Consider the following 12607-nt stretch of genomic DNA (forward strand, 5'->3'; position numbering starts at 1 on the left):
TCGCCCTCGACAAAGGGACTGGCGATGAACCGCTCCGCGGTCAGCTCAGGGCGGTTCAGGTAGCCCCGTGCCACCCCCGCCCCGCCAATGTAAAGCTCGCCGACCGCACCGAACGGCACGGGCGCGCCATGGCCATCCAGCAGGTACACCCGCGTGTTGACGATTGGACGCCCGACGTGAGGCATCTGGGGCCAACATGACGGATCAGCTGCAAGGTGGTGCTCGGAAATGACGCTGATTTCCGTGGACCCATATTGATTGATCAATCTCGCGTTCGGATGTGCTTCGAAGAACGTCCTAAGCAGTGGAGTGGCCTGCAATCGCTCGCCGGCTGTATAAAGCTCTCTTAAAGAGGGCAGCTGCACGCGCTGCGCGCTCCAGACTTCCGCAAAATGATTCAATGCCACGAACGGGAGGAAAAGCCGCTCTATCGCCTCCCGCTCTATAAATTCCAGCAGGTCGGAGAAGTGCCTCCGGGTCTCTTCCCGCACGAGCACAAGCACTCCGCCGTCCTTCCAACAGATGAACAATTCCTGACAGGACACATCGAAGTTCAGGGTCGCGAATTGAAGTGTGCGCAGTTTTGACGTGCCAATCCCCGCAAGCGAATTCACAAGCGCGCCATGGGACATTTCCACGCCCTTGGGGATTCCGGTTGAGCCGGAGGTATAGATGACATAGGCGAGATGGCGCGATGAAAGGCCAAGCGCGCCCGGGTCCGGGTTCGAAGGCGGCCGCTCGCCCCAAGTCGGGGTCGCCGTCTCCAGATCGACCACCGTCACATCGGCCACGGCTTCGGCGCCCAATGCGGTTCGACCGGCGACATCGCAAAGCAGCAGTTTCGGTTCTGCATCGCCAACAATCTGCCGCAGCCGCGCCGACGGATAAGCCGGATCTAGCGGCAGATACGCGCCGCCCGCTTTCAGGATCGCCAAGAGACCAACTACCATCGCCAGGCTGCGTTCGAGGCAGATCGCCACCGGCTGGTCCGGCTTGACCCCGAGCTCGATCAAATGATGCGCCAGCCGGTTGGCCCGCGCATTGAGCTCGCCATAGCTCAGTCTCTCCTTCTCATAGACCACCGCCACCGCTTCCGGTGCCTTTTGCACCTGCGCCTCGAACAGCTCATGGATACATAGCTCAAACGGATAAGGCGCCGCCGTCCGATTCAAATCCTCAAGTAGATACGTGCGTTCGTCGGCGGCCAGAATGTCTATTCGGCCGACAGGCTGCCCAGCATCGGCCATCACGCCGCGTAACAAAGTTTGCAAATGCTGCGTCATGCGGTCGATCTGCTTCGGTGCTAATCGAGCGGCATCAAAATGCCAGCGGAAGCTCCCATCCAGAGCGCAAACCTCAAAGGTCAGCAAATCGCCGCACAAGGCATGCCCAGCTTTGTGGTTCGTCGTCAGAGCATCAGCGGCGTGACAGCTCTCTGTCGTGATTGCAATGCCAATCGGCCAAGGCTGGCGCGCCCGTAGCGCCACCACTCCTCGCAATGTCGGGCAGCGCGCTATAAGATCTCGGGCAAAGCTAGCGTGCGCCCTCAGCTGAGCGACTTCGGCCGCTACGGTTTTGCGTACTTCTTCAAAATCATGAGCAAGCTCAATGCGAACATCCATCGGCACGACGGAGGCCATCACGAGTTTGGAGCCGGTTTGCAATCGGTCCCATGCAGGCTTCCATCCCAGTTGAAACTCTTGTTGCCCCGTGATCCGAGCGAGATAGATCAGCCAAGCTGCTACCAAATATTCCGAGCGATCTTGTGGGGAAATAGCCAAACCGCTTGGGCTAAACCATGAACTCGACTGCCATCGGGACGGCGCCGCAGCCACGGACGATGACACGAAAGGCGGATGCAATCTGCTAAACTGCTCGAGCCGCCGTCGCCAAAACTCCTCCCCACGCGCCCGCAGTTCATCCGCGGCAGATATGCTCTGCACCTGATCATCGCTCAAGATCGGACGGCGTCTTCCTTGATTCACGCAAATCGCTCACATCGGTTCGGATCTGTTTTCGGGCTTTGGCTGGCCTGCATTGATGTGACGAAACCCTTCGCCAAAGCGGATCACTCAATCTTCCGCCAACGTTCCGCACCACCAAATATGGTGGCGGCGGTATCGCAGCTGCTACTCAAGCGCGTCAGCGTTTCTGGTAAGCGTTCTCATCGAACGACTTCTCCTCTATGGCGCCCTTTAGACGATTACGCATGTATCGTGCCAAAGGTGAAATCGAGTGCAATCAATGCGATAGCCACAGCGGTGCTGTGTCAGCTGTCCAACAGCGTCGCCAGACATCGTACAACTAAGCGCGCTATCAATCGCACAAGACCCCGCCCGCCGGGTATTCCGGACAAGAAAAAAAGGGACCTGGAATGCCAAAGTAAATTTGTCAGCTCAACCTAACCGCATCGCGTGGGCATTTCGTAAAAAGTCCGCGCGTGCGGTACGAGCCAGTGCTGGATCGCTCGAGTAAATGTTTCTCGCAATTAGCGGCAGTTCATATTGGATTGGCGTTTCTTCGCATCGCTCAATATGTGGAGCCTGCCGGGTCGTCCAGCTTGTGGCGCTCGGTTCCGGTGAGGGGCGGGTTGAAGATGCTAACGAGGATCATGTCCTTGTCCGGTCCCCCGCGCAGGAGATGCTTGTCATGCTTGTCAAGCACATACATGTCGCCTCGGCGAATAGGAAAGACATTGCCGTCCATGTCCTCGACCTCGCCCTCTCCACCGATGCAGAAGCAGGCTTCGAGATGATTCCGGTATTGCAGAAGAGAAACGGTGTTAGCGCGCACGATGGTGTGGCAGATGCTAAAACCCATGCCGTCCTTATCCGTCAGAAGGCGGTGGCTCGTACTATTGCCCCAATCGACGAAGTGATCGGTTGCTTCAATGTCGTGCAGACTACGCACAATCATGGTGTTGCCCGATTCTGATTGATCCAAAAGCTGGAGGCCGTTGTTCTGCTCCGGAACGGCGCCTTCCCTGTCGCGCGGCCGACTGCGGTCTCCGTCGAAACAACCGACCGTCGGCCGCGGAGAACCTGGGCAGTAGTCCTACGGGATCGGCTACACGCAAAAGGCCTGCCATTTGCCCGACGGCGACTAGTAAAAATATCGGTACGAGGGTATTTCGCAGCCGATCGGCGCGTACCAACTTGATGTACCACGTCTCGGGCGGTACCGCCGCTTGCCTGTGTATTCACCAGAATGCTGCTGGAGATACTGCCGCCGACATAAACTGTCTCCACTCGCAGATTTGGCAAGTCGTTTCCTTCCTTGCTGTGCCTCTCGCCGCGAATACGGTTCCGCAGCGTTTCAGCCAGCAGAGCAAATCTCATGCCGTGGTCGCAGACCGATGAACGATGAAGTTGTGGCTGTCTCAGCTGGCTAGTGAGAACGATTTGGCTAGGCGTGTAGCCAATCTAACAAACTGCCGAGATATGGCCGAGTACAAACAAGTCCTGAGCGAGAACCGGTCGAACAGTGGTGCTTTTTAATCCGCTGGTGAAGAGGTCCCGGATTGAAGTCAGTGATGCTGCTCGAAAGTGTTTGGCGATCGGACTCGACAAAGCCCGCCGCGATCAGAACCCGCAAATTAGGTACAGCCCGCGGTACAGAGCGGTTTTTGAGGATGCGCAGCTGGGAGGGTCAGCCGTGGGGTCCCACCGCGCCTCGGATCAGGCCGCCCGGAACGCGCGCGTCGTTCGCGGCTCCGCGACTAGTTTGCCGGCATGTCCGCCCCTTCCGGAGGCTAAACGCGAGCGGGAAGGTCTCGGCTGAAAGGAACTCCAGCGCGGTCTGCTCTTCGGTGAGGCGTTTTTCGATGAACTGACGTTCGACATCCGACAGGTTCGACTTCAGCAGGCGACGATAGCGGTGGATGTTTGTGCGGTGAGCACGAATGCGGGCCAAATATTCATCGAGCATCCTGGACGCTCCTGAGGTCGTCGCAATCTCTACGAAGAGATATTCAGGCGAGCATGTCGTCGATCAACGCGCCACCCGCCATCGCATCTCGGAAGCCGTTCGGCGGGCAGATAAGGACAATGGCAGTTCGTGACAACACTCCTTCCGCTAGCGTAGCATTTCCATCGCCACGACCCGCAGCGTTCTTGGCTCACCATACGCCGTCTTTCTGCTCGGCTAGTCGCTCAAACAGAGCTGGGCGCTTGGAAGGCGCAAGGAATAGTCGGTCACGCTCCCGGCGCCGGACGCTTGTCGCTAACAAGCTCGCCCGTCAGTATTCTCTTCCGAGGAGCTGAACATCGTTTGCCGATGTGCTATACGCATCTTCGTTGAGAACAGCTTTGTTTGAGAGTTTCGATGTCTCTTTCGATTGGACTGATTGTCGACGGCTATGTGAAACTAAACAACCGCAGCGCGCTGGAGAACCTTCTGGCGCATCGGCGGGAGTTGCTGCAGCAGTTGAACTGCGTTACCGGCATTGATCCGAAGCCAGCGATCGCTCAGGTCAGTCAAGACATCACAGTGATCGAAAGGGCACTTGCGGCGCTCACACAGGAGTAAACAGCAACGGCGCACCGGCTCGCGTGAGTTGACGGCGCTCCGGCGCCGAACACTGACTTCGCCCCCGTTTCCGGACGAAGGTTATTGGAGCGTCGCCTCACCGGCATCGTGGCGCGCAAGGGTGCGCGCCAAGGCTTGGATGCGGCGTCTGCTGTGCGAGCTGCTCTCTCGTTTCAAGGATCGGCCGGGCACCGAGCAGCGCGCCAACCGATTCACATCAGATAACGCCGCGTCTTGGGTGACGTTAGGCCACCATCGATTTGCGACCACGATACACTCTGCGAGCTGGATCTTCAGCACTGTGACTTGGAAATTCACCTCAATGACAAGCCATGTCCTAGATCTATCGCCACATCGTTGGTGCTCTGGAAAGAGCTTCCTGACCGATCTGTTTAAGCAGATCGGGGCGCGTCTCACCTCTGGTGGCGGCCTCCAGGATTCTGGAGGCAACGTAGGCGCGGACGCCGGCGTCATACGGTGGGACGCTCACGCAAACCTCATCCAGGATCGTGCGCAGAAGCGTGATCGTGCCAACGTCCAGCATTGAGAGATCTCCCTCATACCATCGGGGAAGATAATGGGCATTTGCTGGACCGCAACTCAAGTACATCGGAGCGCATGAGCCTCCGCGACTGCCGGTCGGCCGATTTCCAGCGCGGTGCAATGTCCAGCACCTCTGCGATCGCTGATCCATTGCGGCAGCTCGCTTGATCGGCCTGCGTTTGTCTTCTCGTCGGCCGTCTGGGCCTAGCAGACAAGCTTGCTAGAGCTCAGAGGCCAATGTGAGCTCCCTGCGATCATGCTCTGCGATGATGTACAGCATGCTCGGCCATCTATTGCGCGCCGGACTGACTGGGCGGCTGCCGCAGGCCAATGCTCGCACGGTGCTAGCTCGTTGCCGAGCCTCATCAGGTTCAATTGCGGCCAGAGGATTTGCCGTTTATCGCGCCTGCTGCGCTTCGGCATACCTGCCCCGATGGAGTTGGTAGAAATAGCTTGCCACTGCTCCGATGTCGTTTCACAAGACGGCACCTATCGGCTCCAAACCCGAGCGCCTGGCATCCTACACTGTAGAGGGACATCGCGACCAATTCTTGCGGTGAAGCATATCTTTGCGTCAAAAACCAGCGCCCGCCCGACGTCTGGCGACGAAATCGGGCCAGGATCCGGCGCCCGCGCTTCACTGCCCCCTTGACTCGCCCCTGGCCGCTCTTAGGGAGCTTCGGCTTTTTGCAGCTTGACGAGGTCGTCTGCGCCATCGTGAAGTAATTTCATGGTCATGGGCGCGTGGTTGTTGATCCATAATCGCACGTATTGGCAGCACACGATTTTGAGCGAATCTCCTTTGGCGATGCCCGCTTGCAGGCGGATGATCTCGGCAGCGTGGAGCGGCCCCGCCTCGCTCCACCCCGTCAGCGGCAGAGCCAATCTCCAACCGACATCATGAGCTCGAGCGTGGGGGAGTTGTTCAGCACGCAAAGGGCAGTTCCGGATCGTCTTCGAGAGTTCTTCCAGGATGTTGAGGATTTCAGGGCCAGCCCATCCGGTTCGACTGCTCCTGAGCGCAATCACTTGCGGATCTCGCTACGATGGCGACCAGGACAGGACTACATTGTCGATCAACCGCGTGGAGCCGACGTACGCTGCGACACAGAGCACCGCCGGATAGCGCAGAGGGCTGTCAGCAATCCTTAGAGTCCCAGGGTCGACAAGCTCAAGGTACTGTAGTCGATCGACCCTTTCCAAATGCCTTCTTGCAAGCGCAATCAGCGTTGCGGCGTCGCGTTCCCCTGAGGCAAACTCATGCGCTGCGGCGAACAAGCCACGGCTGATCGCCAAGCTCCGATCACGTTCTTCCGGGCAGAGATAACGGTTGCGACTGCTCATTGCCAGCCCATCTGGCTCCCGCACGGTTGGCACAGTGACAATCTCGATCGGAAGATTCAGATCAACCGTCATGCGGCGTATTACCGCGCATTGCTGAAAATCCTTCTGTCCAAAGTACGCGACGTCCGGCTGCACCATGTTGAATAGCTTGCAGACGACGGTCGCTACACCACGAAAATGTCCAGGCCTGAAAGCTCCGCAGAGCGGCTTTGCGAGTTCGCCCGGCTCGACAAAGCTCTCAAATTGAGCCGGATAGATCTCCTCTGCACTTGGCGCGAAGATGATGGAGACCCCGGCACTGCCGCATAACGCTTCATCGCGCGCGAAGTCGCGGGGGTACCTGCTGAGATCCTCATTTGGGCCGAACTGAGTGGGGTTGACGAAGATGCTAACGACAGTGACGTCGCAGTGTTCCCGGCTGGCCGAGATCAAGGCCAGGTGGCCGTCGTGCAAGTATCCCATCGTCGGAACGAATCCGATGCGCTTTTCGGCATTGCGAACGTCTGCAAGGGCGCGACGCAGCTCAGCCACCTTCGTAATTACTTTCATTTCTTACCTTGAGGTTGAACTGGAGGGCGCCCAGTTGGCGACGGCATGCCGAAGCTGATCAGGAAGCCGATAGCACTCCTCTGAGCCCGGGAACGCCCCTTTGCGGATATCGGCAGCCCAGCGCGACAGCGCCTCCTGGAACAACTGGAATCCATTTGTATAGGCACGAACGAATTTGGGGCGATGGCCTTCGGTTAGCCCCAAGACATCATGAAACACGAGCACTTGGCCCGAGCAATCGGCTCCTGCTCCGATCCCGATGGTGGGTATCGTGAGAGATTCGGTCGCTCGCGCCGCGAGCTCGGCAGGAATGCCCTCCAGGACAAGCGCGAAGCAACCGGCTTCCTGCAGACGGTGCGCGTCATCGAGCAACCGCAAGGCGGTATCTGTTGTCCTTCCCTGCACTTTGAATCCACCCATGACGTTGACGCTCTGCGGGGTCAGACCGAGATGTCCCATCACAGGAATGTCGCAATCGACCAAGGCGCGTACCATCTCGATGCGTTTGGCACCACCCTCGAGTTTCACAGCATCGGCGCCACGCTGTAAAAAACCTCCTGCATTGCGAATCGTATCCTCAGAACCGACATGAAAGCTGAGAAAGGGCATGTCGGCCACAAGCAAGGCATGAGGCCTCGTGCGCGCAACAGCCTCCAGGTGATGATTCATCATGGCCACGCTGACGGGCAGCGTGTTGTCGAATCCCAGGCAGACGTTTCCAACGCTATCGCCGACCAGGATGATATCGACAATGGGATCCGCGATGCGCGCCGCAACCGCATCGTAGGCGGTGGTCATCACGACACGCCGTCCTTTATCCTTCCACTGCTGCAGTGCCGGAATCGTGACACGCTCTAGAGGCTGCTCTGAACTGTGGCTCATATTGAATCCGCTCCGCACACACCGTCGGCGCTTCCTAGAGAACGCGGGAGAAACCTGTCAATGGCATGGAGGATGGAGATCCCAGTTGTCTAGAACTGGGGAACAGCGCAAAAACAGTCCAATGGTCGCGCAACCATGAGACAAGACCTTCCTCATCCATTTCACCACCCGATGGCTCGTCTTCACGTGCAGTTTCAGCGGCTATGCCAGCCGCGCCCTCAATCGAGGAGCGGCGCTCGCGACGAGCCACCATCTGCACGCGTTTCTGGGCTGATTGCAGTCTCTCCAAACGGTGACGGCGACCGGACCGAGCGCAGATGCGCGCAGTGGGGACTTCGTCTTTAGGGCACATCTCCGTGTCTGCCCGCTAGGGGGACTCGTGAGACTCCTGCTTCGGCGCCTGCGCACCGAGCAAAGCAAACGGATGGCAGGCCAGGAACGTCCAAAGGTGACAGGCCGCCGTAAGCGCAGCGAGAGTCGCGGTCGAGTAGATGTCGTCGCGAACGCGCTCAGACCGCGCCAGCCTGCTGGCCCTGTAGGCCGTGAAGTCGATTATTTTTGCCGATGTTTCTGTCACTTGATTTCCACGTGCTCTAGAGGGCCACTCGAATTCTCTGACCAGGGCCGTACCGGCACAACTCAGTCCATTCCTAAGCCGCTCGAAGCCAACGAAGCCATTTCTGATCGGCCTCCCGCCGCGCCTTGAAGCGGTTGACGCATCTCTTCGAGCAAAGAGCCGTTCGCCAGCAGTAATGGCGGATCAGCCCAAACTTTCCGCCGCATATCGCGCAGCAAGTGGCTGAATGGTCGAGGGAATTACGGAAGCCAATGTGCATTCTCGCCTCCTGTCAGACATTTACCTAGGAAGCCCCGCTGCCCTCTGACCACAGCACCACGCGCGCACCGAAGGTGCGGCCCGCCCGGCGGTCCGTCTTCCTGGTTGTTGCAGCCATCAAGAGCCTTGACTCTGATGTGCGGCTGCCTCGCGAAGCAGTACTTTCCGCAGATAGCCTCGCCGAGAATTTGGTCAAGATAATTGATTTCTCTATCGTGATTTACGCAATTCGCTCGACATTTCGGTCAAATGCTGCGCCTTGCATGACTAGCCCGCAGAATTACTGCGGCAGTTGGATCGGGAGCGCTTAAGTTGGGGGCTGCATCCTCGTTGCACTATCAAAAGCAGCAATACGGGCACTTTCCCTTCCAAGATCCTGTCACTGCAGACGATCGCACAGTCTCGTGCATCTCACATCAGCAAGTCAGCAGCGTCGCGGATGGCAGTATAGATTTCATCAAGATCGGCCGCCGTAACGCAGTAAGGCGGCATCACGTAGATCGTGTTACCGAGTGGGCGTAACAGCAGATCCCGCGCTTGGAAGAAAGCCAAAAGCCTCGGACCGATGTCCGCCAGATAGCCGGCATCGCGCGTGTTGAGTTCAACCGCTGTGACTGTTCCTGTGCGCCGCACGTTTGCGAACCGTGAATCGAGGCGGAACGGCGCGAGTGCCTGTTCTTGCATCCTCGCCAAGGATGCCAGCCGCCAGCGATACTCCTGATCCTGCCATAGGTCCAGATTAGCCTTGGCGGCGGCACAGGCCACTGGATTGGCCGTATATGAGCTCGAATGAAAAAACGTACGCGTGCGATCTTCAGAATAATGCGCATCGAAAATATCGGCACGACACAGTGTGACGGCGAGCGGCAGCGCCCCAGCCGTGAGGCCTTTCGAATAGCAAGCAATATCGGGCGTGACATCGGCCTGCTCACACGCAAACAAGGTACCCGTCCGGCCCCAGCCTGTCATGACCTCGTCCGCAATGAACAGGACGTCAAAGGCTTCGCAAATCCGCTTCATCTCTCTTAGCACCGAGGGCGAATACATCAGCATTCCACCGGCACCCAATATCAGGGGCTCCACGATAAAGGCTGCGGGATGTTCGTTTCGACACGCGTTTTCAAGCGCATCGAGAGCTCTTTGCTCACAATCTCTTGCCGGGAACGGAATCGAGGTCACCTCGAACATCAGCGCCCCGTAGGCCGCATTGAAGATGCCTCGGCTACCTACCGACATCGCCCCGATCGTGTCGCCATGGTACGAGTGCTGCATCACCACAATTTTGGTTCGCTCTCTTCCGGTATTGCGCCAGTAGCCGAGCGCCATTTTCAGCGCGACTTCGACGCTGGTGGACCCGCTATCGGAGAAGAACACATGTTCGAGCGCTGCGGAGGTGACCTTCAATAGTTCCGTCGCAACCTGCTCAGCCGGGTCGTGAGTGTATCCGGCGAAGATGACCTGGTTGAGCTTGCCTGCCTGTTCTCGGATCGCGTTCACGATGCATGGATGGCAATGGCCGTGGGTCACGACCCACCAGGAGGAGATTGCATCGATAAGGCGTCGGCCATCTTCGGTGTAGAGATAGGCCCCTTCTCCCCGGACCACCTTCGTCATGTCCCGCTGTAGAGCATGCTGCGTGAACGGATGCCAGATCGGCGACCTCTTAGCTGTCTTCATAGGTTCAGGAAATCGCTGCTAACAAAGGAGTCTTTGAAAGCGGCCTGCAGCCTATCGTTTGTGAGGGGAACAAGCCACGGGAGCCGTCCCAACCAACGCACTCTCCCGATCTCGCAAACCGCGCTTTCAGTTTCGGCGTTTCTTTCGCCAATGAACGCAATCCCAAGGATTCGAATCTGACGCTTCCGCAGAGCCTCTATGGAGAGCAGGGAGTGATTGATTGTGCCCAGTCCCGTCCTTGCGCAAAGCACGACGGGAAGCTGCCAGCGCTCGAAGATGTCGATGTAAAGCGTGCGCGCTGTCAGCGGCACCATGAGTCCGCCGGCGCCTTCGATCACGAGTCGCCGCTCGCCGCTGTCCGGCAGTCCAAGCGTCTCTGTATCTATGCGAACGCCGTCGATCTCCGCTGAGTGATGGGGCGACGCGGGCGTCCGAAGTCGATAGAGCTCCGGGACAATCCGATCGGACGAGAGGCCACCGAGGCGGCGGATGCACTCGCAGTCGATCTCTTGTTCGAGTCCAGCCTGGACCGGCTTCCAGTAATTCGCGCCGAGAAGCCCGGCGAGCCCTGCGGAGAATACCGTTTTGCCGACGCCGGTGTCCGTACCAGTCACGACGATCCGTTTATTCATCGAAACGAGCCCCTCGTCACCTCAACCAGCGCATCGAGCATCGCGCGCACGTCCGCTTCGCCAACATTGAGTGTCAACGAAATTCGCAAGCGGGCGGTGCCTGCAGGGACGGTTGGCGGCCGAATTCCGCGGATATCGAAGCCGCGCGCCTGCAGAGCAGAGGCAAGTCGCATTGCATGAGCATTGTCACCTACGATGTAGGGCACGATCTGAGAGGTCGATGGTGTGCGCAAACCAAGCGAGGTGATCTGCCGATGCGCGAACGCAACGAGTTTGGCCAGCCGTTGCTGCCGCTCCGGCTCTTTCTGCAGGGTGAGGAGTGCCTCTCGAACGGCAACGGCCATCAATGGTGATGGGGCGGTGGCAAAAATAAACGGACGGCAGCGGTTGACCATGAAATCGCGCAAGATGCCGGAGGCCGTAACAAGTGCACCCGCCGCACCGAGCGCTTTGCCGCAGGTATGAACGACGATGAGATTTTCGCGCTTGTCATAAGGGGCCGTGAGCCCTCGTCCTTGATGCCCGTAAGCGCCTGTGGCATGTGCCTCGTCCACGATCAGAAACGCGTCTTGGCGATCGGCGATTGCCACTAGCTCTTCGAGTGGAGCGAAGTCGCCATCCATACTGTAGAGACTTTCGGCCACAATCCACACGCGGCCCGCTCCACCTTTGTTTCGCCAGGCGCGAATTGCGTCTTCGACTGACTGGGGATCATTGTGCGCGTGAATTCGACACTCTGCGCGACCGGCCCGCGCCCCCTCGTGAATACTGGCGTGCACGAGCGAATCGAGAACGAGCAGATCGCCGCGCTGCGGGAGCGTTGTCAGGAGGGCAAAATTTGCGATGTAGCCGCCTCCAAAGAAAAGCGCTGCCTCCGCGCCAAAGAACTGAGCCGCTTCTGTTTCGAGCCGTTCATGCTCCTCGCAATTGCCGCGCAGAAGCCGCGACCCGCCGGCTCCAACCGGAGTGCCCGCCTCGAGCGCGGCGACCATCGCCTTTTTGATGCGCGAGGCGTTCCCGAGCGCCAGATAGTCGTTCGATGCGAAATCGATCCCCACGCGCGGCTTGAGGCAGCGCAGCCGTTTATCTTCGTTCAAGGCATTCAACGCTGCGACGTAGGGACTAAGTCTTGCTGTCTGGATCGACCGCATTCATCACTCCGAGGATCGCATCAAATCACGCAAAAGATGCGTTGGCCGTTTAAGAAGGAAGGATGGCCCGTTAGGTTCAACTTGCCAGGATGCGATTATCTCGGTCCACACGCACAACACGTGGCTTGAACTTCTTTGCTTCGGCCTCATCGAATGAGGCATATGCAACGATAATGATCTTGTCTCCGGGCATCACCAGTCGGGCAGCCGCACCGTTCAGGCTCATCGTACCAGACATCGGCGGCGCCTCGATCACGTAGGTGGCAAAGCGCGTCCCTGTTTCTACATTGTAGATTTCGACGCGCTCGTTGATCACCATTCCTGCTGCCTCCAGGAGCGTACGATCTATCGAGATCGAGCCTTCATAGTGCAGATCAGCTTCGGTCACTGAGGCGCGATGGATTTTGCCCTTCATCAAAGTTATCTGCATTTCTCACCTAGGGTCTGTACCTAAATAGCGCCACGTG

12 protein-coding genes are annotated in these 12607 nt (G+C 58.3%); 1 reads left to right on the forward strand and 11 read right to left on the reverse strand.

Going from position 1 to position 12607, the window contains the following annotated elements:
* The 3 genes from IC66_RS0141075 to IC66_RS0141085 all read right to left on the reverse strand — a co-directional run.
* Window positions 1–1958, reverse strand: a 1958-nt coding sequence (locus IC66_RS0141075; protein WP_244429247.1) for a non-ribosomal peptide synthetase, incomplete at its 3' end; no start/stop codon positions are given.
* Between the two features lie 571 nt (window positions 1959–2529).
* Window positions 2530–2916: an ectoine synthase gene (locus IC66_RS0141080; protein WP_011084901.1), complete on the reverse strand. Its 387-nt coding sequence runs from the start codon at window positions 2914–2916 to the stop codon at window positions 2530–2532.
* 732 nt (window positions 2917–3648) lie between these two features.
* Window positions 3649–3927 (reverse strand): hypothetical protein, encoded by a 279-nt coding sequence (locus IC66_RS0141085; protein ID WP_011084900.1) that lies wholly within the window; start codon window positions 3925–3927, stop codon window positions 3649–3651.
* A gap of 396 nt (window positions 3928–4323) precedes the next feature.
* On the opposite strand from IC66_RS0141085, the gene IC66_RS0141090 reads away from it, so the two are divergent.
* On the forward strand, window positions 4324–4527 hold the full coding sequence (locus IC66_RS0141090; RefSeq protein ID WP_014497760.1) for a hypothetical protein: 204 nt from the start codon (window positions 4324–4326) through the stop codon (window positions 4525–4527).
* Window positions 4528–4870: 343 nt separating this feature from the next.
* Here the strand turns inward: IC66_RS0141090 and IC66_RS47440 are convergent, their stop codons facing one another.
* The 8 genes from IC66_RS47440 to panD form a co-directional block, all read right to left on the reverse strand.
* The gene (locus IC66_RS47440) at window positions 4871–5071 is read right to left on the reverse strand and encodes a hypothetical protein (RefSeq protein ID WP_014497761.1); all 201 of its coding nucleotides are present in this window, start codon (window positions 5069–5071) and stop codon (window positions 4871–4873) included.
* A 668-nt stretch (window positions 5072–5739) separates the two neighbouring features.
* Window positions 5740–6099, reverse strand: a complete 360-nt coding sequence (locus tag IC66_RS0141100; protein WP_011084898.1) for a hypothetical protein — start codon at window positions 6097–6099, stop codon at window positions 5740–5742.
* 12 nt (window positions 6100–6111) lie between these two features.
* Entirely contained in the window at window positions 6112–6963 is an 852-nt protein-coding gene (panC, locus tag IC66_RS0141105; RefSeq protein ID WP_011084897.1) for a pantoate--beta-alanine ligase, read from the reverse strand.
* Window positions 6964–6966: 3 nt separating this feature from the next.
* Window positions 6967–7845, reverse strand: a complete 879-nt coding sequence (gene panB, locus IC66_RS0141110; RefSeq protein WP_038951306.1) for a 3-methyl-2-oxobutanoate hydroxymethyltransferase — start codon at window positions 7843–7845, stop codon at window positions 6967–6969.
* 1246 nt (window positions 7846–9091) lie between these two features.
* Window positions 9092–10357: an adenosylmethionine--8-amino-7-oxononanoate transaminase gene (locus IC66_RS0141120; protein ID WP_018646903.1), complete on the reverse strand. Its 1266-nt coding sequence runs from the start codon at window positions 10355–10357 to the stop codon at window positions 9092–9094.
* On the reverse strand, window positions 10354–10989 hold the full coding sequence (gene bioD / locus IC66_RS0141125; RefSeq protein WP_038951307.1) for a dethiobiotin synthase: 636 nt from the start codon (window positions 10987–10989) through the stop codon (window positions 10354–10356). Before bioD ends, IC66_RS0141120 begins: the two co-directional genes overlap by 4 nt.
* Complete coding sequence (locus IC66_RS0141130; protein ID WP_011084892.1) at window positions 10986–12140, reverse strand: 8-amino-7-oxononanoate synthase; 1155 nt, start codon at window positions 12138–12140, stop codon at window positions 10986–10988. Before IC66_RS0141130 ends, bioD begins: the two co-directional genes overlap by 4 nt.
* A gap of 76 nt (window positions 12141–12216) precedes the next feature.
* A complete protein-coding gene (gene panD, locus IC66_RS0141135; protein ID WP_028144145.1) occupies window positions 12217–12570 on the reverse strand; it encodes an aspartate 1-decarboxylase in 354 nt (117 codons plus the stop codon).
* Window positions 12571–12607 lie beyond the last annotated feature (37 nt).

Origin of the sequence: Bradyrhizobium genomosp. III (assembly GCF_000261705.1) — a bacterium.
Taxonomy (GTDB): domain Bacteria; phylum Pseudomonadota; class Alphaproteobacteria; order Rhizobiales; family Xanthobacteraceae; genus Bradyrhizobium; species Bradyrhizobium ottawaense.

What these genes read in the sequence shown, in the direction of transcription:
- IC66_RS0141085 (WP_011084900.1), bottom strand. Translation starts at nt 3,927, where the DNA reads ATGCTCGATGAATATTTGGCCCGCATTCGTGCTCACCGCACAAACATC.
- IC66_RS0141130 (WP_011084892.1), bottom strand. Translation starts at nt 12,140, where the DNA reads ATGCGGTCGATCCAGACAGCAAGACTTAGTCCCTACGTCGCAGCGTTG.
- IC66_RS0141090 (WP_014497760.1), top strand. Translation starts at nt 4,324, where the DNA reads ATGTCTCTTTCGATTGGACTGATTGTCGACGGCTATGTGAAACTAAAC.
- panC (WP_011084897.1), bottom strand. Translation starts at nt 6,963, where the DNA reads ATGAAAGTAATTACGAAGGTGGCTGAGCTGCGTCGCGCCCTTGCAGAC.
- panB (WP_038951306.1), bottom strand. Translation starts at nt 7,845, where the DNA reads ATGAGCCACAGTTCAGAGCAGCCTCTAGAGCGTGTCACGATTCCGGCA.
- bioD (WP_038951307.1), bottom strand. Translation starts at nt 10,989, where the DNA reads ATGAATAAACGGATCGTCGTGACTGGTACGGACACCGGCGTCGGCAAA.
- IC66_RS0141080 (WP_011084901.1), bottom strand. Translation starts at nt 2,916, where the DNA reads ATGATTGTGCGTAGTCTGCACGACATTGAAGCAACCGATCACTTCGTC.
- IC66_RS47440 (WP_014497761.1), bottom strand. Translation starts at nt 5,071, where the DNA reads ATGCTGGACGTTGGCACGATCACGCTTCTGCGCACGATCCTGGATGAG.
- IC66_RS0141120 (WP_018646903.1), bottom strand. Translation starts at nt 10,357, where the DNA reads ATGAAGACAGCTAAGAGGTCGCCGATCTGGCATCCGTTCACGCAGCAT.
- panD (WP_028144145.1), bottom strand. Translation starts at nt 12,570, where the DNA reads ATGCAGATAACTTTGATGAAGGGCAAAATCCATCGCGCCTCAGTGACC.